Below are 20,395 nucleotides of genomic sequence, written 5' to 3'. Positions count from 1 at the left end.
TCACCCCTGCGGGCGAAACCGGGTGTGAACCGCCGCGTTGACAACCGCGCCGAAACTGGGAAGCCTGAGGTCATCCAGTCCGATCGCAGTGCCGCGGCACGGGAAGAAGCCGGTGATGACCTCGATCGACGACCCCACCGACGACCTGTCGGTCACCCCACCCAAGACCTGGGCGGCCGGTGTTCCCGGGGTGGTCCACGCGCTCGAGTACTCGCTGTCGCAGACCTCGGCCGCACGCACCGCGCTGACGCTGCTCAACGTCAACCAGGCCGCGGGGTTCGACTGCCCCGGCTGCGCCTGGCCGGAGCCGAAGCACCGGCACAAGAACGAGTATTGCGAGAACGGCGCCAAGCACGTCAGCGACGAGGCGACTACCCGCCGGGTGACCCGCGAGTTCTTCGCCACCCACACCGTCGACGAACTCGACGCCACCTCCGACTATTGGCTCAACCAGCAGGGCAGGCTGACCGAGCCGATGGTCAAGCAGCCCGGCGCCGTGCACTACGAACCGATCGGCTGGGACGCCGCCCTCGACCTGATCGCCGACACGCTACGTGGCCTGGACTCGCCGAACGAGGCGCTGTTCTACACCTCGGGCAGGCTCAACAACGAGGCCGCGTTCCTGCTGCAGCTCTTCGCCCGCGCCTACGGCACCAACAACCTGCCCGACTGCTCCAACATGTGCCACGAGTCCAGTGGTTCGGCGCTGAACCAGACCCTCGGGGTCGGCAAGGGCAGCGTGTCGCTGGACGACATCTACGCCGCCGACCTGATCTTCGTCGTCGGCCAGAATCCCGGCACGAACCATCCCCGGATGCTCTCGGCGTTGGAGGAGGCCAAGCGCAACGGCGCGAAGGTCGTCGCGGTCAACCCGCTGCCCGAGGCCGGGCTGATCCGGTTCAAGAACCCGCAGGTCCCGCGCGGGGTGATCGGGCGCGGCACCGCGATCGCCGATCACTTCCTGCAGATCCGGCCCGGCGGTGACCTGGCCCTGTTCCAGACCCTGAACCGGTTGCTGCTCGAAGCCGAGGACGCTGCTCCCGGCACCGTCCTCGACCACGAGTTCATCCGCGAGCACACCCACGGCTTCGAGGATTTCGCCGCGCACGCCCGGGGAATCGGCTGGGACGACGCGCTCACGGCGACCGGTCTGACCCGGGCGGCGATCGAGGACGTGCACCGGGAAGTCCTCGGCGCGAAGAAGATCATCGTGTGCTGGGCGATGGGCCTGACCCAGCACAAGCACGGCGTGCCGACGATCCGCGAGATCGTCGACTTCCTGCTGCTGCGTGGCAATCTCGGCCGCCCCGGTGCGGGCGTGTGCCCGGTCCGCGGGCACAGCAACGTCCAGGGCGACCGCACCATGGGCATCTGGGAGCGGGTACCGCAGTGGTTCCTCGACGCCCTCGGTACCGAGTTCGGCTTCACTCCGCCGACCGCGCACGGGCTGGACTCGGTCGACGCCATCCGCGCCATGCGCGACGGCCGGGCGAAGGTATTCGTCGGTGTCGCGGGCAATTTCGCGCGGGCCACGCCGGACAGCGCCGTCACCGAGGCGGCGCTGCGGCAGTGCGCGCTCACCGTGCAGATCTCCACCAAACTGAACCGCTCGCACACCGTGTGCGGTGCGACCGCGCTGATCCTGCCCACTCTGGGGCGCAGCGATCGTGACATCCAGGCCACCGGCGAGCAGTTCGTCACCGTGGAGGACTCGATGAGCGAGGTCCACGCCTCGCGCGGCCGCCTCGACCCGGCGTCGCCGCACCTGCTCAGCGAGGTCGCCATCATCTCCCGGCTGGCCCAGCGCACGCTCGGCACCACTCCGGCGATTCCGTGGGCGGAGTTCGAGGCCGACTACGACACCGTGCGCGACCGCATCTCCCGGGTGGTGCCCGGCTTCGAGAACTTCACCGAGCGGGTCTCCCGGCCGGGTGGGCTGCGGTTGATCAACCCGGTCAACGAGGGTGTCTACCGCACCGCCAGCGGAAAGGCGGAGTTCACCCGCAACGACTTCACCTTCCTCGATGTGCCGCCGGGGCATCTGCTCTTGCAGTCGCTGCGCTCGCACGATCAGTGGAACACCATCCCGTACGCGAACAACGACCGCTACCGGGGCATCCACAACGCGCGCCGGGTGGTGATGGTCAACCCGGACGACCTGGCCGAGCTCGGCCTGGCCGATCGGGATGTGGTCGACCTGGTCAGCGTCTGGCACGACGGGGTCGAGCGGCGCGCCGAGAACTTCGTGGTGGTCGCCTACCCGGCCAGCCGCGGCTCGGCGGCGGCCTACTACCCGGAGACGAACGTGCTGGTCCCGCTCGACAGCGTCGCCGACATCAGCAACACCCCCACCTCGAAGGGGATCGTGGTCCGGCTCGAACCGCGACACAGCGCCGGGTAGGGGCGCTGGCTACACTCGCTGCTATGTCCGTGCGCACCCGTCAGCCACTCGTTCCCGGCACCCAGTCGCCGATCCGCGACGTCCCGCGTTCCATCGAGCGTCCCGAGTACGTGTGGAAGAAGACCGCGAACGAAGGGCGTGAGCCCTGGGTGCAGACGGCCGAGACCATCGAGAAGATGCGGGTCGCGGGCAAGATCGCCGCGCAGGCCCTGGAAGAGGCGGGCAAGGCGGTCGCGCCCGGCGTCACCACCGACGAGCTGGACCGGATCGCCCACGAGTACATGTGCGACCACGGCGCCTACCCGTCGACCCTCGGCTACAAGGGCTTCTCCAAGTCCTGCTGCACCTCGCTCAACGAGGTCATCTGCCACGGCATCCCGGACTCGACCGTGATCGAAGACGGTGACATCGTCAATATCGACGTCACCGCCTTCATCCACGGCGTGCACGGCGACACCAACAAGACCTTCCTCGCCGGCGATGTCGACGAGGAGGTGCGGCTGCTGGTCGAGCGCACCGAAGAGGCCACCAACCGGGCCATCAAGGCGGTCAAGCCGGGCCGCGCGCTCAATGTGATCGGCCGCGTCATCGAGGCCTACGCCAATCGCTTCGGCTACGGCGTGGTGCGCGACTTCACCGGCCACGGTGTCGGCCCCACCTTCCACAGCGGCCTGGTCATCCTGCACTACGACCAGCCGGAGATCGACTCGGTCATCGAGCCCGGCATGACCTTCACCATCGAGCCGATGATCAACCTCGGCGGCATCGACTACGACATCTGGGACGACGGCTGGACCGTGGTCACCAAGGACCGCAAGTGGACCGCCCAGTTCGAACACACCCTGGTCGTCACCGAGACGGGTGCGGAAATCCTCACGCTGCCGTGAGTCGGTCCGCGGGTGCGCGGGACGACGCGCGACTGCGCGGGGCGCTGCTGATCGCGGGCACGACCTCCGACGCGGGGAAAAGCGTTGTGGTGGCGGGTATCTGCCGGATGCTGGCGCGGCGTGGTGTGCGGGTGGCGCCGTTCAAGGCGCAGAACATGTCCAACAACTCCGTCGTCACCCTCGACGGCGGGGAGATCGGGCGGGCGCAGGCGTTGCAGGCGCGGGCGTGTGGGCTGGAGCCGAGCGTGCGGTTCAATCCGGTGCTGCTCAAACCCGGCAGCGATCGGCGCTCGCAGCTCGTGGTGCGCGGCAAGGCCGTCGGGACCGTCGGCGCGCGAGACTATTTCACACGCAGGCAGCAGCTGCGCGAGGTGGTCGCGGCCGAACTCGCTTCCCTGCGCGCGGAATTCGACGTGGTGATCTGCGAGGGTGCCGGATCGCCCGCCGAGATCAATCTGCGGGCCACGGATCTGGCGAACATGGGGCTGGCGCGTGCCGCCGAGCTGCCGGTGCTCGTGGTCGGTGACATCAATCGCGGGGGAGTGCTGGCGCATCTGTTCGGCACCGTGGCGGTGTTGGAACCCGAAGACCAGCAGCTCATCTCGGGTTTTCTCGTCAACAAGTTCCGTGGCGACGTCGCCCTGCTCCAGCCCGGCCTCGACCAGCTGACCGCGCTGACCGGTCGCCCCACCCTCGGGGTGCTGCCCTTCGCCGAGGACCTGTGGCTCGACGCCGAGGACTCCCTCGGCACTGTCGCGGGCACGCCCGTCGGCCGTCCCGGCCCGCCGCACGGCACCGAGTGGCTCACCGTCGCCGCCGTTCGCCTGCCCCGCATCTCGAACTCCACCGATATCGAGGCCCTGGCCTGTGAACCCGGCGTGGCCGTCCGCTGGGCCGACGGCCCCGATCAGATCGCCACCGCCGACCTCGTGGTGGTGCCCGGTTCCAAAGCCACCGTCTCGGACCTGGAGTGGTTGCGCACCAGGGGAATCGGTGAGGCGCTGCGTGCGCGCGCGGCCGCTGGACGCCCGATTCTCGGCATCTGCGGCGGCTATCAGATGCTCGGATGCCGGATCACCGACGGCGTGGAGTATGCGCGTCCGGCGGGTTCCGGCGAACACGCCACGGCTGTCGCGCCGAACGGTCGCGACGCGGACGGCGAGGATGCGGCGCGACCGGACCAACCGCCAGGACTCGCCGCACCGGGCGAGAACCCCTGGGTTGCAGAAGGTCTCGGCTTGCTCGACCTCACCATCGAGTTCGCGAACCCCAAGATCGCCCGACAGATCTCGGGCCATGCCGACGGCATCCCCGTCACCGGCTACGAGATCCACCACGGCCGCGTCCGGCACAGCGGCGACCCCACCTGGCTGACAGTCGACGGCATCCCCGAAGGCAGTGTGCGCGAGGCGATCTGGGGTACCCACGTGCACGGGCTGCTCGAATCCGACGAGTTCCGCCGCACCTGGCTCGCCGAAGTCGCCCTGCGCGCCGGCCGCACCGGCTTCCGCGTCGCCCCGGACACCTCGGTCGCCGCCACCCGCACCGCCCAACTCGACCTGCTGGCCGACCTGATCGAACAGCACGTCGACCTGGCCGCCCTCGACGCCCTGATCAGCTGTGGCGCGTCACCCGATCTACCGACCGTGCGTGCCGAACTCGATCGCCCCGACGTCGGCTGAGAGACCTCGGCCACCTGTCGCAGCAGCACGAGCGGGCGGTGGCTCAGTCCCCGGCTGACGCCGTTTTCTCGGCCACGGCAGGCCGCGCCCGGGCCAGCGCATACGCGGCGAAGCCGAACACCAGGGCGGGCCCACCGAGGACCAGGACACCGATCAGCCAGACGAAATCGGTCGCAGCGGTCGCGGCCGATCGATAGGCACCGGTGTCTACGCCGATGTCGATGAGAACGATCCGGGCACTGACCGTTTCGCCCGCCGTGACACCGAAGAGGCGGATCGTGCGGCCGTCCTCGACACTCGTACCGATACCCGCCCGGCCGCGGCCGCCCATGGTCCCGCTGGAGCTCTCGTCGACGTGGACCGTGACCTCTCGACCGAATCCCAGCAGGTAGGCGGTGGCGTTGATCGGCTGGGTGATCCCGAACAGGGCCCCGGCCCCGAACACGACGGCGCCGACGGCGCACAGCACACTCTGGACAATCCGCTTCACAATCCCCCCTCGACCTTCGGCTCATCCTACGGTGCGTCGACCGGCGCGCCGCGGTCTCGTCCGGCGCTCGGCCTCAGCCCGCGGCGAAGGACCGGCTGAACGACTGTCCGGCCGAGACGCGGGCGCGCATGCCGGGCAACCGGAGCAGCTCGTAGCGCCGCAGGTCGGGTTCGGCGCCGGACAGGACCTCGGCCAGTGCCGCCGCGTCGGTGACCGCTTCCTCGAAACCCGCCCCGGTCATCGGGGTCTGCGCGTGGGCGGCGTCGCCGAGCAGGGCGAGGCGGCCGTCGACGACGCGCCGGGGCAGGTACTCGGTGATCGGGGTCGCGATGACCTCGCGGTTCTGGAACGCCTCGATGACGCCGCTGCGCCACGGTTCGCTCCACCGGGTCCGCGCCGTGCGGATCATGTCGTCGTAGACCTCGTCGGGAACGGCCTGCGGGCGCGGTGTGTACTTCACCTCGGTGCCGTCGACGGCGCCGATCCGGCGCAGCAGGGCCGTGTGGTTCGGGTCGAACCAGCCCCAGCCGTAGCGGGAGACGCCGCCGTCGCGGTCGATGAGCGGGTAGACCGCGAGCATGTCGTCGGCGCCGGAATGGAAATCGGGTCCGCCGGCGCGATCGGCGAAGGCGGCGGGCAACTCCGACTGTCCCAGCCACACAACGTATCCCGCGTACCTGGCGACCGGGCGATCGGCGTCGACGGTGCGGCGCACCACGCTGCGGTAGCCGTCGGCGCCCAGCAGGACGTCGGCGGTGTGGACCGCGCCGTCCTCGGTGCGCGCCCAGGCCGCCTTGTCGTGCTGGCCGACCGCGACCACGGCGGCGTTCTCGACGACGGTGATCAGCGGTTCGGCGTCGGCCGCGGCGCGCAGCGCCGAGTAGACGTCCCACCACGCGTGCGGATAGGTGCCCTGGCCCATGGCGACGGGGCCCAGCGCCGCGCCGACGATGTCACGCGCCGCGGGACCGAGGGCGCGGCTCAGGCTCGCACCGGACACCAGAATGGCGACGCCGCGCTGCGTGCGCCCGCCGGTCCGCTCCAGCACCGTGCTCCGGCGGCCACGCGCGGCCAGGGCCAGGGCGGTGGTCAGCCCGCCGAGCGAACCGCCCACGATCAGCGTCGGCGTGTGCGCCGCGGCTCCGGACACGGAAACGGCCATGACCTACTCCTTCTCGAACGTCGAAGTGCCGGCGGGTCGGCCCGACCTCGCGCGGCGACGCAACCACCTGGGGAAAGTCGCCAGTGGTGCTCGTACCGACAGTGGCAGCTCCCCGCGCGTCCGTGCAGGGGACAAAATGTTCCCAGGATGCGCACGCCCCCGCTCCGGTCGCCGGTGACCCGGCTCTTCCCCCTCGCACGATGTGCGGCCGGTCTCTGCTCACAGCCCGGCGGGCGCGGTTGTGACAGGTTCGGCAATTCGGCCCTTCCCGGCTGGGAAAGCCCAGGACACGGGCGAAAACAGACCGGCCGGGCGGAGCGCAACACGCTGCCGTGTTCAGCCGGGCCGTGTACCGTTCACCGGCATGAAATCTCGGCAGATCACGGTCGGTGACCGGGCCTGGACAGTGCGGGTCGACGGCCCCCAATCGCGGCACAATGTGCTGTTGCTTCCCGATGCGGACGATCCGGCCGACGTGTTCGACACCGTGTGCGCGCGGCTGCACGAGTCCGATCTGCAGACCGTCGTGCTGGAGTCCGTCGAGGGGCTGGAGCCCGCGGCGATCCACGTGATTCTCGACGAGCTCGAGCTGCCCTACGCCAATGTGGCGGGGCGCGGTGCGGGCGCGGCGCTGGCCTGGCGGCTGTGCGCGGGCCGGTTCGGGCGGTTCATGAGCCTGGTCGTCGCCGATCACGGTCATCCGGCGGTGCCCGGCGCCGACAGCACCGCGCCCGACTCGACCTGTCCGCCGCTCGAGCTGCCGGTCACCATGCTGGTTACCAAGAGCCTGCCGCGCGCCGTCGCCGACGCGTCCGGCCGCTACGTGTACGGCGAGTTCCGGGTGGTGCCGGTCGAGGTCGACAACATCGCCACCGAGGGCGCCCACGAACTGGCCACCGAGATCGTCCTGCGCACCAGCCTCTGGTGAGCAGCGGGCCGGGACCATCCGGTCCCGGCCCGCCACCCGCTTTAGTTCTTGCGGTAGGCCGCCAGCCAGTCCAGCCAGCTGTCGGTTTCGGCGAAAGCGTTGGCGCGCACCGCTTCCGCGGACAGGAACACGTCGTGGCGGGCGCCGTCGATCGGCACGATCGTGGTGCGCTCGCCCAGGCAACCCGCCCAGCGCTGGATCTGCTTGACGTCGAGCACGGCATCGGCCACGTCGACGGCGGGGCTGTGCGCGCGGGCGAACTTGGTCAGCCGCGAGCGCAGGATCAACGCGGGCACCCCGATCGCCAGCCCCTGGTGCAGGCGGGCCTGGCCACGCCGGATGGCGCGCAGCCAGCCCAGCCGCACCGGCTCGCCGCTGAGCGGCTTCCAGTCCAGGTTGTAGTCCCACTCACCCGCGCGGCTGTGGTGCAGGCTGTCGCCGTAGGCGGTGCTGACGCCCATGCCGGGGAGCTGCGCGAATGCCCGGACCTTGCCGACCGCGTTGATGATCGGCGTGCCGACGGTGCGGTAGTACGCCGGGCCCTGCAGGTCGAACCACGGGCTGTTGAGCACGACGCCGACGATCCCGGCCTTCGCGGTGCCGCCCGCGGCCTCGAGCCGGTCCAGCCACAGCGGCACCACGAGTCCGCCGGTCGAATGCGCGACGATCAGGACGTCGTCGCCGGTCTCCGCGCGCGCGATGCGCAGCGCCTCGTTCAGCTCGGCGTCGTAGAGCGCCAGGTCGCTGACGTAGTGCGCGCTCTGCCCTTCCCGCCGCGAACGACCGCATTTGCGCAGGTCGAGGGCATAGAAGCGGTGACCGCGGGCCGCGAAGTGCTCGGCCAGGTGCTCCTGGAAGAAGTAATCGGTGAACCCGTGCAGGTAGAGCACGGTCGGCGCGGTGGCCGGTGCGGCGGCGTCGGGCAGATAGCGGACGAGGGTGGCCACCACCTCGCCCTCACCGTCGGGATCGGGGCCGAGCGGCAGGGTGCGCTGCTGGTAGTCGGTGCCGAGGACATCGGGTTGCCACTGCTCATCGGTCCGATCGGCGGTGCCGGCGGGATCGAGTGAGGTTTCGTTCGTCACACCGCTCAATCTATCGCGCGGTCAGCGCGACGTGCAGTGTTGGTTTAGATCACATTCGGGAGGTCGGTTGCGGTACTCCGAACGGCTGAGGTGCACAATTGGCTTCAGGTGAACGACGGGTAACCTACCCCCCGGCGATTCACCGCGAGTCGCAACAACCCCAAAGCGCCCGCGCCCAAGCGAACTCACTCCGGTGGGTAGCTGAGAAGGACAAGGAAGTCGAAGTACCCGTGTCGAACGCTGCGAAGACCGAAAAGACCGATGTAGTACTCATCGGCGCCGGCATCATGAGTGCCACGCTGGGCGCGCTGCTGCGGCAGCTGCAGCCGGAGTGGACCATCTCGGTGTTCGAGCGGCTCGACGCCGCCGCCGCGGAGAGCAGCGATCCGTGGAACAACGCGGGTACCGGTCACTCGGCGCTGTGCGAGCTCAACTACAGCCCGCAGAACGCCGACGGCTCGGTCGACATCGGCAAGGCCGTCGACATCAACGAGCGCTTCCAGGTCTCCCGGCAGTTCTGGGCCTCGGCCGTCGACACCGGCGTCCTCGACGACCCGTCCGGGTTCATCAACCCCATCCCGCACGTCAGCTTCGTGCACGGCGCCGACAACGTCGACTACCTGCGCAAGCGCTACGAGGCGCTGGCGCCGCACCCGCTGTTCCGCGGCATGGAGTACATCGACAGCCCCGACGAGTTCGCCGCGCGCCTGCCGCTGATGGCCAAGGGCCGTGACTTCACCGACCCGATCGCGCTGAACTGGACCGACGGCGGCACCGATATCGACTTCGGCGCGCTCACCAAGCAGCTGCTGGCCTACATCGGCAAGTCCGGCGGCGAGATCGCCTTCGGCACCGAGGTCCGCAATCTCGACAAGCAGTCCGACGGCAGCTGGAACGTCACCGTCCGCAACCTGCGCACCTTCCAGAGCAGGGTCGTCAACGCGAAGTTCGTCTTCGTGGGCGCCGGTGGTGGCGCGCTGCCGCTGCTGCAGAAGTCGGGCATCAAGGAGGCCAAGGGCTTCGGTGGCTTCCCGATCAGCGGCCAGTTCCTGCGCTCGACCAACCCCGAGCTGATCGCGGCGCACGAGGCCAAGGTCTACGGCAAGGCCGCCGTCGGCGCGCCGCCGATGTCGGTGCCGCACCTGGACACCCGCGTCATCAACGGCCGCAAGGGCCTGCTGTTCGGCCCCTACGCCGGCTGGACCCCCAAGTTCCTCAAGGACGGCTCCAACGCCGACCTGTTCAAGTCGATCAAGCCGAACAACATCGGTTCGCTCGTCGGCGTCGGCCTCACCGAGATGGGCCTGACCAAGTACCTGATCAGCGAGCTGCTCAAGTCGCAGGCGGGCAAGGTCGGCGTGCTCGAGGAGTTCCTGCCGCGCGCCGAGGGCCGCGACTGGGAGCTGATCACCGCCGGTCAGCGCGTGCAGGTCATCCGGAAGAAGGGCGCGGGCGGTGTGCTCGAGTTCGGCACCGCGGTCATCTCCGCCGAGGACGGCACCATCGCCGGCCTGCTCGGCGCCTCGCCGGGCGCCTCGACCTGCGTCACCGCGATGCTCGACGTCATGCAGCGCTGCTTCCCCCGCGAGTACGCCGACTGGACCCCGCAGCTGAAGCGGATGATCCCGTCGCTGGGCCAGAAGCTGTCGGAGAACCAGGCCCTGTTCCAGGAGGTCTGGGACTGGACCAACAAGTCGCTGAAGCTCGACGCGAAGAACACGCCCGCGCAGCCGGAGGCCCCGACCTACGCGCAGGTGTGATAGCAAGACGCGATGATGTCAACGGTCGCATTGAGACGGGCATGGGCGGCGGATCTGGACACCGCCACCCTGTACCAGCTGTTGAAACTTCGCGTCGACGTGTTCGTCGTCGAGCAGGCCTGCGCCTATCCCGAACTGGACGGGCGTGACCTGCTGCCGGAGACCCGGCACCTGTGGCTCGACGACGAGGGCGAGGTCATCGCCACGCTGCGGTTGCTCGAGGAGCACGAGGACGGGGTGACCAGCTTCCGGCTCGGCCGACTGTGCACGGCCGTGCCCGCGCGTGGGCACGGCTACACCACCCGGCTGCTCCAGGCGGCACTCGCCGAGACCGGTTCGGCCACGGTCCGCCTGAACGCGCAGTCGTACCTGGTCGACATGTACGCCAAGTACGGCTTCGTCGCCGACGGCGCGGAGTTCCTCGACGACGGTATCCCGCACGTCCCGATGCGTCGGGGCTGAACATCCCCCGCGAGGTCCCCGGCACCGTGCCGGGGACCTCGCGTCGTTTCGGCCGCCGATGCCCCGCGTCCGGAGATGATCATGGCGCGAATACAGTGGGGGTGTGCCTGGTTTTGCTGATGTCGCCGCTGGTCCGCACACCGCCGCTCGCTCGGCGGGTGAGGCGGGCTTCCCGTTTTCGGCGGTCGTCGGCCAGGAGCGCCTGCAGCTGGCGTTGATTCTGTCGGCGGTGCACCCCGGGATCGGCGGCGTGCTGGTGCGCGGCGAGAAGGGCACCGCGAAGTCGACGGTGGTGCGCGCGCTGGCCCAGCTGTTGCCACCGGTCGTCGACGAGAGCGGCGCGCGGCCCGCCCGGCTGGTCGAACTGCCGGTCGGCGCCACCGAGGACCGCGTCGTCGGGTCGATCGACCTCGAGCGCGTGCTGCGCGACGGCGAGCAGGCGTTCCGGCCCGGTCTGCTGGCCGCGGCCCACCACGGCGTGCTCTACGTCGACGAGGTGAACCTGCTGCACGACCACCTGGTCGACGTGCTGCTCGACGCGGCGGCCATGGGCCGGGTCCACGTCGAGCGCGACGGCGTCTCGCATTCGCATCCGGCGCGCTTCGTGCTCGTCGGCACCATGAACCCCGAAGAGGGCGAGCTGCGGCCCCAGCTGCTGGACCGGTTCGGTCTGACCGTCGACGTGGCCGCCTCCCGCGAGGTGGACACCCGCATGGCCGTGGTGCGCAGGCGCCTGGACTACGAGGCCGACCCCGCCGGCTTCGCCGCGCGCTACGCCGACGCCGACGCCGTTGTCGCCGAACGGATTCTGACCGCGCGCGACCGGCTGCCCGGCGTGGCGCTCGACAACGCCGAACTGCGGCGGATCGCGGCGCTGTGCGCGGCCTTCGACGTCGACGGAATGCGCGCCGATCTGGTCGTCGCCAGGACCGCCACCGCGCACGCCGCCTGGCGGGGCCGCGACCGGGTCACCGAGGACGACGTGCGGATCGCGGCCGAGCTGGCCCTGCCGCATCGGCGCAGGCGCGATCCGTTCGACGAGCCGGGGATCAGCGAGGAGCAGCTGGACGAGGCGATGCGATCGGCCGCCGACGAGGTCGACAAGGCTTCCGCCACCGAGGAACTCGCCGACGATCGGTCCGGCTCCGACCAGCCGGGCGACGCCGGAACCGGTCCCGCGGAGCGGGGCGACGATACGTCCGGTGACGCCGGATCACGCCCGGTCGACGACCATGGCCCCGACAGCGCGGGCCCGCATGGACCCGAGGACCAGGGACCGGTCGACCCGGGGCCCGACGACGGCGGACCGGACGACGGCGGTCCGAACGGCGGTCCCGACGGTGGCGGCCCCAAGGGCGGCGGGGCCAGGCCCGCGGCCGAAGGTGTCTCGGGCACACCGGGTGCGGTCGCCAAGGCCGCGCCGCGCTGGGAGGTCCCCGGTATCGGGGAAGGCGCGCCGGGCCGACGGTCCCGCGCCCAGACCCGCACCGGTCGCATGGTGCGCCCCAGCACCGACACCTCGACCGGGCTGCACCTGCTCGGCACCGTCTTCGCCGCCGCCCCACGGCAATTCGAGCGCGGCCGGTTCAGCGGCCCGCTGGCCCTGGCCACCGAGGACCTGCGTGGCGCGTATCGCGAAGGGCGCGAAGGGAATCTGGTCGTGTTCGTCGTCGACGCCTCCGGGTCGATGGCCGCGCGCGACCGGCTCACCGCCGTCACCGGCGCCATCGTCACGCTGCTGCGCGACGCCTACCAGCGCCGCGACAAGGTGGCCGTGATCAGCGTGCGCGGCAGCGAGGCCGAACTGGTGTTGCCGCCGACCTCCTCGGTCGACATCGCCGTGCGCCGCCTGGCCGGCCTGCGCACCGGCGGCAAGACCCCGCTCGCGGCGGGCCTGCTGAAGGCGCGCGAGGTGATCGCCCGCGAACACGTCCGCGACCCGCGCCGCCGCCCGATGCTGGTGCTGCTCACCGACGGCCGCGCCACCGGCGGCGTCGACCCGCTGCCCCGCGCCCGCACGGCCGCCCGCCTGCTGGCAGGGGAGGGCCACACCGCCATGGTCATCGACTGCGAACGCGGCATGATCCGCCTCGGCCTGGCCGCCGAACTGGCCCGCGACCTGCGCGCCCGCTACCTGCGCCTGGACGAACTGACCGGCGACACCGTAGCGGATGTCGTCCGGTCCACCGGCGCCCGCGCGGCCTGACCCGGCTGACATCGCTCCGCGCGCCGTGGCTGGGGCCGCCGGTGCTCGCGTGGCCTGACTCGGCCGACGCCGCCCACGTGCCGTGGCCAGGGCCGTCGTCGGTGCTCGCGCGGCCTGGCCCGGCCGACATCGCCCGGTAGCCGGGCCATCGACGCGGCGGCCTCGTGCTCAGCGTGCGGCGGTGATGTTCCGGACGGCAGTGCGTGTGTCGGGGGGCCGGTGACGCCCTGATAGAAATGGGGATCGACAGTCGCGCGATCGGTGCGCCGTCGGGTGCTCGGGGCATCGGCGCGGTCGTCCAGCGACAGTGCGGTCCATCCGGGCCGCGAACCGGCGCGTCGGTGCCGAGAAGGAGGAGTCTTCGTGCCCAAGGGTGTTCCGGAGGTCGTGCCGGAGGACGGCCTGACGACGCGGCAGCGGCGCAACCAGCCGGTGCTGGCCGTGCACACGGGCCCGGGCAAGGGCAAGTCCACCGCCGCCTTCGGGATGGCGCTGCGGGCCTGGAACCAGGGCTTCGACGTGGCCGTGTTCCAGTTCGTGAAGAGCGCCAAGTGGAAGGTCGGCGAGGAGGCCGCGTTCCGCACGCTCGGCGAGCTGCACGAGCAGACCGGCGCCGGTGGCGCGGTCGAGTGGCACAAGATGGGCGAGGGCTGGTCCTGGACCCGCAAGCACGGCACCGAGGAGGATCACGCGGCCGCCGCGCTGTCGGGCTGGCAGGAGATCGCGCGTCGGCTCGCCGCCGAGCAACACCGCTTCTACGTGCTCGACGAGTTCACCTACCCGCTCAAGTGGGGCTGGGTCGATGTCGACGAGGTCGTCGAGACGCTGACCAACCGCCCCGGAAACCAGCACGTCGTGATCACCGGCCGCGACGCACCGCAGGCGCTCATCGACGCCGCCGACCTGGTCACCGAGATGACCAAGGTGAAGCATCCGATGGACGCGGGCCGCAAGGGCCAGCGCGGCATCGAATGGTGACCGTCACCGTGACGGCGACGGCCGCGCCCCGGGGTCCACGATGACCGCCCCCGCGGTCGTGATCGCCGCCCCGGCGTCGGGCAGCGGGAAGACGACGCTGGCCACCGGGCTCATCGGCGCGCTGCGCCGGACCGGTCATCGGGTGGCGCCGTTCAAGGTCGGCCCCGACTACATCGACCCCGGCTATCACGGGCTCGCGGCCGGGCGACCCGGCCGCAATCTGGATCCCGTTCTGGTGGGCGAGGATCGGGTGGTCCCGCTCTACCGGCACGGTGCGCGCGGCTGCGATATCGCCGTCGTCGAGGGCGTGATGGGCCTGTTCGACGGGCGGATCGACGAGAACCGGACCGAGGCGGTCGCCGAGGGGTCGACGGCGCAGATCGCGAGCCTGCTCGGTGCTCCGGTGGTGTTGGTCGTCGACGCGCGCGGGCACTCGCAGAGCCTGGCCGCGCTGCTGCACGGCTTCGCCACCTTCGACTCCTCGGTGCGGCTGGGCGGGGTGATCCTCAACCGCGTCGGCAGCGAACGGCACGAGCAGGTCCTGCGCGCGGCGTGTGATCGCGTCGGCATCCCGGTCCTCGGTGCCCTGCCCCGCATGGCCGAATTGGAAGTTCCCTCACGGCATCTGGGTCTCATCCCCGCCGTCGAGCACGGTACCGCCGCCACCGCCGCGGTGGACGCGATGACCGAACTCGTCGCGGCCCACATCGATCTGAAGGCGATCGTCGACCTCGCCGGTGGCTCGGCCCAGGGGCCCGCGTGGGACCCCGCGTCGGAACTGGCCGCGGCCGAACACGCTCCCGCCGAAGCACGGACAGGCAGTGGTCCACTGATCGCGATGGCGGGCGGACCCGCGTTCACGTTCGGATACGCCGAGCATCGCGAGCTGCTGATCGCCGCGGGCGCTCAGGTGGCCGTCTTCGACCCACTGGTGGACAAACTGCCTTCCGGCACAGCGGGATTGGTACTGCCCGGTGGGTTTCCGGAGGAGCACGCGGGCGCCCTGTCGGCCAACGAGAAGCTGCGCACGGCGATCGCCGACGGCGCCACCAGCGACCTGCCGATCCACGCCGAATGCGCGGGCCTGCTCTACCTCACCCGTTCCCTCGACGGCCACCCGATGGCGGGCGTCCTCGACGCCCACGCCGAGTTCGGCCCCCGCCTGACCCTCGGCTACCGCGACGCCGTCGCCCTGCACGACTCCGCCCTCTGGCGCGCGGGCACCCGCGTCCGCGGCCACGAATTCCACCGCACCCGCCTCACCCGGGTCGGCCCCGAGAACGCCGCCTGGGGCTGGCGCACCACCTCCTCGATCACCGAGGGCGCGGTGATCCGCCAGGTCCACGCCTCCTACCTGCACACCCATCCCGCCGGAAACCCCGACGCCATCACCCGATTCGTCACCGCCGCCCGCCGCTTCGATCGATGACGGCGAAGCGGCGGACCACGGCGGCTCCGGTGAAAGCCGAAGAGACGTGCCGATGACATCGCCGCCCGCAGGCCCGCCGCCGAGCGGCGACGAGCCGGTACCCGGCCCGCGGGCCGACGCGACGGTCGAGCGGACCGCGGTGGTCGTCGGTGTCGGCGTCCGGCCGGGCGCCGACGCGGAGAAGATCACCCGCGCGGTCGAATCCGTCCTCGGCGACACCGCCACCGTGACGTGCCTGGCCACGATCGACCGTCGTGCGCCCGATCCCGGTGTCCGCGCGGCCGCGGCGGCGCTCGGCGTGCCCGTGGTCGCGTTCAGCGCGGCACAGCTGGCCGAGGTCGGCACCCCGCATCAATCCCCACGGACCGCGCGGGGCGTCGGCACTCCCTCGGTCGCGGAGGCGGCGGCGCTGCTCGCGGGCAGTGGTGAACTCCTGTGCGGCCGAACCGTTGTCGACGGTGTCGTGATCGCCGTCGCGACGGTGGGGGCGAGCGCCCCGAATTAATTCGCTGGGCAAGATCACCTCCGGCCCGTACCGTCATCTCCAGCAGCCGCAGGGTGGACCGGATCCGATCGGTTACCTTCAGATGGGGAATGTCGCAGGTTCGAATCCTGCCCGCCACCGCGAGGTGGCGGTAGCTCAGTCCGGTAGAGCGTCCTTCCGGTCGGGACACACACGTCCACCCGTGCGGCTGCGGTGCGTAGGAGCCGGACGGACCGGATTCGGTCGGTTATCTGGTGAGGACTCCGAGTCCAGCAGGTTCGAGCCCTGCGGCGGAAAGCGATTTCCGTTGTCCCGGCCGAGACACACATGTCCGTCCGCTCCACGCGCCGTCACACGTCCCGGTGGGTCCCGGGGCCGAAACCGCAACGCCGGTACTCGTATCGGAGGGGGAACCATGAATATTCTGTCGCGCTTTTCGCGTCGCGCCACACCGCAGACCAGCCCTGCCGATGCCCGGCAGGTCGTCGATGCCGCGGGCGGGTACGTCTTCGAGATCACGCCGCAGGCCCGCGTGCGCCGATTCCTCACTCTCGGCACGGAATCCGGCACGTACTACGTCAGCGCCGCCGCGCTGACCGCCGACAACGCCGAGTTCATCGCCGAGTACGCCGCGGAGCACACCGCCGAGCTGGTGCGCGAGATCGTCGAGATCTCCACCGCAGGGCGCGCGCCGCGGCCGAACCCGGCGCTGTTCGCGCTGGCGGCCGCCGCCGCGCTCGGTGACGTCGACGGCCGTCGGGCCGCGCTCGCCGCGCTGCCGATGGTCGCGCGCACCGGCACCCACCTGTTCCTGTTCGCCGGCTACGCCGAGCAGTTCCGCGGCTGGGGTCGCGGCCTGTCCCGCGCGGTCGCCAACTGGTACCTGGACAAGCCGGTCGGTGACCTGGCGTACCAGGTCGTCAAGTACCGGCAGCGGGAAGGCTGGTCGCACCGCGATCTGCTGCGCCTGTCGCACCCGGCGACCACCGAGGACGAGCGGCGCAGGCTCTTCGACTGGATCTGCGGCCGCACACCGGAACTCGACGGCCTCGCCCTGGTCGACGGCTTCGAGCGGGCCAGGTCCGCGCCGGTCGAGCGAGTGCCCGAGCTGGTTCGCGAGTACCGGCTGAGCTGGGAGATGCTGCCCGACGCCGCGCTGAACACGCCCGAGGTGTGGGAGGCGTTGCTGGACAACGGCATCCCGCAGACGGCGCTGCTGCGGCAGCTGCCGCGCCTGACCCGGCTCGGCCTGCTGGATCCGCTCGGTCCGCGCACCGCGGCGATCTGCGCGCGGCTGAGCGACCCCGAACGGCTGCGCAGGGCTCGTGTGCACCCGGTGTCGGTGCTGATCGCGCTGCGCACCTACGCGTCCGGCGCCTCGGCGCGTGGCGGCGGCACCTGGACGCCGTCGGCGCCGGTGGTGGACGCACTCGACGCGGCGTTCTACGCGGCGTTCGAGACCGTCCGCCCGACCGGCCTGCGGCACCTGCTGGCACTGGACGTGTCGGGGTCGATGATGTCGCCGATCGCCGGGCTGCCGCTCTCGGCGCGCGAGGCCTCGGCTGCGCTCGCCCTGGTCACGGCCCGCACCGAGGAGCGGCACCAGATCGTCGGGTTCACCGCGTCGGGCACCCGCTGGCAGGGGGCGCGCGATCTGTCCCCGCTGGCGATCTCGCCGCGGCAGCGCCTCGACGACGCCGTGCGCGCCGTGTCCGGCCTGCCGTTCGGCGGGACCGACTGCTCGCTGCCGATCCTGCACGCGCTGGATCAGGGCATCGAGGTGGATGTGTTCTCGGTGTACACCGACAATGAGACCTGGGCGGGGTCGGTGCACCCGCACCAGGCGCTGGCTCGCTACCGCCGCGAGGTGAACCCGCGGGCCAAGCTGGTGGTGGTCGGCATGACCGCGACGAAGTTCAGCATCGCCGATCCCGACGACGCGGGCATGCTCGACGTCGCCGGATTCGACGCCGCCGTTCCGTCGCTGCTGGCCGACTTCGCCACGGCCGCCTAGGAAAATCGGAGCCGCCGCGACCTCGTTGTCGCGGCGGCGCCTTTTCTCTCGCAGGACCGCCTCCGCCGCGTCAGGGCGCGACGGACGACCAATCCGCGAAACCGGTGGGGTCGTGGCGGCCCATCGAGGCGTGCTCGAACAGGCCCCAGCCCTCGGCGTCGCCGCAGCGGGCGTAGCCGATGTGGTCGATCACGCCGTAGGGGGTGCGGGCGATGATCGCGGGGTCGGTGAGGTCGTAGGAACTCGACAGCGACCAGTCCCGGCCCATCCAGCGGCCGTGGGTCCAGTCGGGGTCGGGTCCGTAGCCGCAGCCGACGTGCAGGGCGATACCGGGACGCGACTCGATCTCGACCTCGAGCGGCTTGCCGTCGGGGGTGGTCATGTCCAGGCGCACCGACTTCGGATGCCGGGTGCCGGACTCGTAGGTCCAGGTCATCCGCGGCCAGCCCAGCTGTTCCTTGCGGCCGTCGTGCCAGATCCGGACCGCGTTGTTGAGGGTGCGGGTGCCGTCGGGGTCTTCCTGCACGATCACCACGATGGCGAAGTCGTCGAAACGCAGCGGCGCGTACAGCCACCAGAAACCACCGGCGCCCTCGGACGCGGCGCGCCCGGGCGGCTCCGGCTCACCCGAGGGGCGGATGCCCCAGGAGCGGTCGCGGCTGCCGGTCCACGCCGCCGGGTCGACGGTGATGTCGCGCCCGTCGACGGCGAGCGTGCCCTCCCACGAACCCAGCTGGGCGAACCGGGACGCCTCGATGATCGGCCGGGTGCCGGACAGGATCAGGTGCGGCTGCTCCTGCACCGCCGGATGCGCGCCGGTCCAGGTGAGGTCGAAGCCGAGGTCCTCGTGCTCGCACACCACCCGCAGCTTCTGCAGCGGCTCGAGCACCTCGATCCGGTAGCCGCCCACCGCCGTGGTGAGATCACGCGAGGTCAGCGCGTCGGAGAACCGCACGCTGCGCTGGGTGTCGCCGTGGCGCACCGTCGCGAACGCGTCCACCACGCCCAGGTTCGGGTAGACGCCGAACCCGGTGATCAGCATGGCGTCGCCGGCGGGGTCGAAGGCGTTGAAGTAGTAGCGGTCGTAGAAGTTGCGGTCGCTGGTGGCCACCCTGGCCAGCGACAGCGGGGTCTGGTGGACCGGGTATTCGTCCAGGGGGACGGGCATGATCGCGTTCATCGTCGTTGTCTCCTGTCAGTCCCACTCATAGGTGCCGTCGAGCAGCGCTTCGAGGCTGAGCCGGTGCATCACGTAGTCGTCGAGTTCGGCGGGCACGGTGTCCTCACCGAAGTGGATCATCCGCCGCTTGATCCTGGCCATCACGATCGCGTGCCGCAGCGCCGCGTAGACGATGTAGAAGTCGAGGTCCTGGACCGTATGTCCGGTCAGCTCTTCGTATTTCGCGACCACCGCGTCCTTGCGCAGGAAATCGGGCAGGCCGGGCTGATCGAAGCGGGTGGCGATGTCCTGGAAGAACCGGTGGATGAAGATCACCCAGCCCAGGTCGAGCTCGCGCGGGCCGAAGGTGGCCATCTCCCAGTCCAGCACCGCGGCCGGGGCGAACCCGTCGAAGAGGATGTTGCCGGGCCGGGCATCGCCCCAGTTCAGCACCTCGGGACCGGTCTCGGCGGGCCAGTGGGCCTCGAGCCAGTCGAAGGTCCGCTCGATCAGCGGGATCTCCACGCCGTCGTCGGTCAGCGCCCACCGGTACCAGGCGCGCTGGGCCTCGAAGTGCCTGCGCAGCCCGGACCCCTCGCCGTCGAGCAGCGGGAAGCGCCGGGTGATGTCGTCGATGGCGTGGACGCGGGCGATCACGTCGACGGTCGCGTCGGCGATCCGCTCGCGTTCGGCCACGGTCGCGTCGAAGAGCCAGCCGAAGAAGACGTACGGCGGATTGTCCGAGGGCGCGCGGCCGTCGACCTTCTCCATCACCAGGAACGGCGAGCCGAAGACCGATTCGTCGCGTTCGAGCCAGCGCAGCGTCGGCACCGCGACATCGGAGCCGTCGGCCACCCCGGCCATCACCTGGTACTGCAGCGGCAGGTCGTAGGACTCGAAGACCGGGAACGAGCCGTCCTCGGGTGCCATCCGGAGCACGAAGGCCCCGCCGTCGGTCTCGCCGTCGACGGTCCACTCGGCGTCGAACAGGATGGTGGTGCTCGACATGCCACCGGTCGACGGCTTGCTCAGGTTGCCGACCTTCGGCGGTGCGTCGGCGCCGACCTTGCCGGCCAGCCACTGCGACAACTGCTCGGCGAGTTCGTCGAGATCGCGCTCGCTGACCGTGAGCGACTGTTGCGCGGTGAGGTCCGGATCGTCGGACATATGTGAGTACCCCTGTCGGCGAGATGGAACACGTTTCGATACCGGCGTACCGGACGGCCGACGGGAATGTAAGCCGTCAGTCGGTCAGTGAGATTCAGGGT

16 protein-coding genes are annotated in these 20,395 nt (G+C 70.8%); 11 read left to right on the top strand and 5 right to left on the bottom strand.

Translation table 11 applies throughout. The features are described from left to right. The first annotated feature begins 115 nt into the window (after window positions 1-115). From AB0L91_RS02505 to AB0L91_RS02495, 3 genes are read left to right on the top strand one after another with little or no spacing between them, the layout of a single operon-like run. Complete coding sequence (locus tag AB0L91_RS02505; RefSeq protein ID WP_365006973.1) at window positions 116-2,401, top strand: FdhF/YdeP family oxidoreductase; 2,286 nt, start codon at window positions 116-118, stop codon at window positions 2,399-2,401. Window positions 2,402-2,424: 23 nt separating this feature from the next. Beyond that, window positions 2,425-3,288 (top strand): type I methionyl aminopeptidase, encoded by an 864-nt coding sequence (map, locus tag AB0L91_RS02500; RefSeq protein WP_365006972.1) that lies wholly within the window; start codon window positions 2,425-2,427, stop codon window positions 3,286-3,288. A gap of 32 nt (window positions 3,289-3,320) precedes the next feature. Next, the gene (locus AB0L91_RS02495; RefSeq protein WP_365011147.1) at window positions 3,321-4,970 is read left to right on the top strand and encodes a cobyric acid synthase; all 1,650 of its coding nucleotides are present in this window, start codon (window positions 3,321-3,323) and stop codon (window positions 4,968-4,970) included. 43 nt (window positions 4,971-5,013) lie between these two features. On the opposite strand, the gene AB0L91_RS02490 is transcribed toward AB0L91_RS02495, so the two are convergent. Continuing rightward, complete coding sequence (locus tag AB0L91_RS02490) at window positions 5,014-5,460, bottom strand: hypothetical protein (RefSeq protein ID WP_365006971.1); 447 nt, start codon at window positions 5,458-5,460, stop codon at window positions 5,014-5,016. Window positions 5,461-5,533: 73 nt separating this feature from the next. After that, window positions 5,534-6,622 carry an NAD(P)/FAD-dependent oxidoreductase gene (locus tag AB0L91_RS02485; protein WP_365006970.1) on the bottom strand — a complete coding sequence of 363 codons (1,089 nt, stop codon included), beginning with the start codon at window positions 6,620-6,622 and terminating at the stop codon, window positions 5,534-5,536. A gap of 364 nt (window positions 6,623-6,986) precedes the next feature. On the opposite strand from AB0L91_RS02485, the gene AB0L91_RS02480 reads away from it, so the two are divergent. Then, window positions 6,987-7,550, top strand: coding sequence for an alpha/beta hydrolase (locus tag AB0L91_RS02480; RefSeq protein ID WP_365006969.1), 564 nt, complete (start codon window positions 6,987-6,989; stop codon window positions 7,548-7,550). A 41-nt stretch (window positions 7,551-7,591) separates the two neighbouring features. On the opposite strand, the gene AB0L91_RS02475 is transcribed toward AB0L91_RS02480, so the two are convergent. Further along, entirely contained in the window at window positions 7,592-8,635 is a 1,044-nt protein-coding gene (locus AB0L91_RS02475; RefSeq protein WP_365006968.1) for an alpha/beta hydrolase, read from the bottom strand. 230 nt (window positions 8,636-8,865) lie between these two features. Here AB0L91_RS02475 and mqo point away from each other — a divergent pair, with 230 nt between their 5' ends. The 7 genes from mqo (at window position 8,866) to AB0L91_RS02440 (ending at window position 17,968) form a co-directional block, all read left to right on the top strand. Beyond that, entirely contained in the window at window positions 8,866-10,395 is a 1,530-nt protein-coding gene (gene mqo, locus AB0L91_RS02470; RefSeq protein ID WP_365006967.1) for a malate dehydrogenase (quinone), read from the top strand. Window positions 10,396-10,407: 12 nt separating this feature from the next. Then, window positions 10,408-10,857, top strand: a complete 450-nt coding sequence (locus AB0L91_RS02465) for a GNAT family N-acetyltransferase (RefSeq protein WP_365006966.1) — start codon at window positions 10,408-10,410, stop codon at window positions 10,855-10,857. Between the two features lie 103 nt (window positions 10,858-10,960). Beyond that, window positions 10,961-13,063, top strand: coding sequence for a magnesium chelatase subunit D family protein (locus AB0L91_RS02460; protein WP_365006965.1), 2,103 nt, complete (start codon window positions 10,961-10,963; stop codon window positions 13,061-13,063). Between the two features lie 363 nt (window positions 13,064-13,426). Next, complete coding sequence (cobO, locus tag AB0L91_RS02455; protein ID WP_355280624.1) at window positions 13,427-14,041, top strand: cob(I)yrinic acid a,c-diamide adenosyltransferase; 615 nt, start codon at window positions 13,427-13,429, stop codon at window positions 14,039-14,041. Window positions 14,042-14,081: 40 nt separating this feature from the next. Further along, window positions 14,082-15,470: a cobyrinate a,c-diamide synthase gene (locus AB0L91_RS02450; protein ID WP_365006964.1), complete on the top strand. Its 1,389-nt coding sequence runs from the start codon at window positions 14,082-14,084 to the stop codon at window positions 15,468-15,470. A 52-nt stretch (window positions 15,471-15,522) separates the two neighbouring features. Next, window positions 15,523-15,975, top strand: a complete 453-nt coding sequence (locus tag AB0L91_RS02445; RefSeq protein ID WP_365006963.1) for a cobalamin biosynthesis protein — start codon at window positions 15,523-15,525, stop codon at window positions 15,973-15,975. A 394-nt stretch (window positions 15,976-16,369) separates the two neighbouring features. Then, window positions 16,370-17,968, top strand: a complete 1,599-nt coding sequence (locus AB0L91_RS02440; protein ID WP_365006962.1) for a TROVE domain-containing protein — start codon at window positions 16,370-16,372, stop codon at window positions 17,966-17,968. 70 nt (window positions 17,969-18,038) lie between these two features. Here the strand turns inward: AB0L91_RS02440 and AB0L91_RS02435 are convergent, their stop codons facing one another. Beyond that, the gene (locus AB0L91_RS02435) at window positions 18,039-19,148 is read right to left on the bottom strand and encodes a hypothetical protein (protein WP_365006961.1); all 1,110 of its coding nucleotides are present in this window, start codon (window positions 19,146-19,148) and stop codon (window positions 18,039-18,041) included. A gap of 15 nt (window positions 19,149-19,163) precedes the next feature. Next, window positions 19,164-20,294 (bottom strand): phosphotransferase family protein, encoded by a 1,131-nt coding sequence (locus tag AB0L91_RS02430; RefSeq protein ID WP_365006960.1) that lies wholly within the window; start codon window positions 20,292-20,294, stop codon window positions 19,164-19,166. Window positions 20,295-20,395 lie beyond the last annotated feature (101 nt).

Source organism: Nocardia sp. NPDC051833 (genome assembly GCF_040681225.1).
In the GTDB taxonomy this organism is placed as follows: Bacteria; Actinomycetota; Actinomycetes; order Mycobacteriales; family Mycobacteriaceae; genus Nocardia.
Note: the sequence above shows the minus strand (reverse complement) of the source record. Positions and strands in the feature narration are given on the sequence as shown.

Excerpts from the sequence above, each read along its gene's own strand:
- AB0L91_RS02505 (WP_365006973.1), top strand. The coding sequence starts at position 116 with ATGACCTCGATCGACGACCCCACCGACGACCTGTCGGTCACCCCACCC.
- map (WP_365006972.1), top strand. The coding sequence starts at position 2,425 with ATGTCCGTGCGCACCCGTCAGCCACTCGTTCCCGGCACCCAGTCGCCG.
- AB0L91_RS02485 (WP_365006970.1), bottom strand. The coding sequence starts at position 6,622 with ATGGCCGTTTCCGTGTCCGGAGCCGCGGCGCACACGCCGACGCTGATC.
- AB0L91_RS02480 (WP_365006969.1), top strand. The coding sequence starts at position 6,987 with ATGAAATCTCGGCAGATCACGGTCGGTGACCGGGCCTGGACAGTGCGG.
- AB0L91_RS02465 (WP_365006966.1), top strand. The coding sequence starts at position 10,408 with ATGATGTCAACGGTCGCATTGAGACGGGCATGGGCGGCGGATCTGGAC.
- AB0L91_RS02450 (WP_365006964.1), top strand. The coding sequence starts at position 14,082 with ATGACCGCCCCCGCGGTCGTGATCGCCGCCCCGGCGTCGGGCAGCGGG.
- AB0L91_RS02445 (WP_365006963.1), top strand. The coding sequence starts at position 15,523 with ATGACATCGCCGCCCGCAGGCCCGCCGCCGAGCGGCGACGAGCCGGTA.
- AB0L91_RS02440 (WP_365006962.1), top strand. The coding sequence starts at position 16,370 with ATGAATATTCTGTCGCGCTTTTCGCGTCGCGCCACACCGCAGACCAGC.
- AB0L91_RS02435 (WP_365006961.1), bottom strand. The coding sequence starts at position 19,148 with ATGAACGCGATCATGCCCGTCCCCCTGGACGAATACCCGGTCCACCAG.
- AB0L91_RS02430 (WP_365006960.1), bottom strand. The coding sequence starts at position 20,294 with ATGTCCGACGATCCGGACCTCACCGCGCAACAGTCGCTCACGGTCAGC.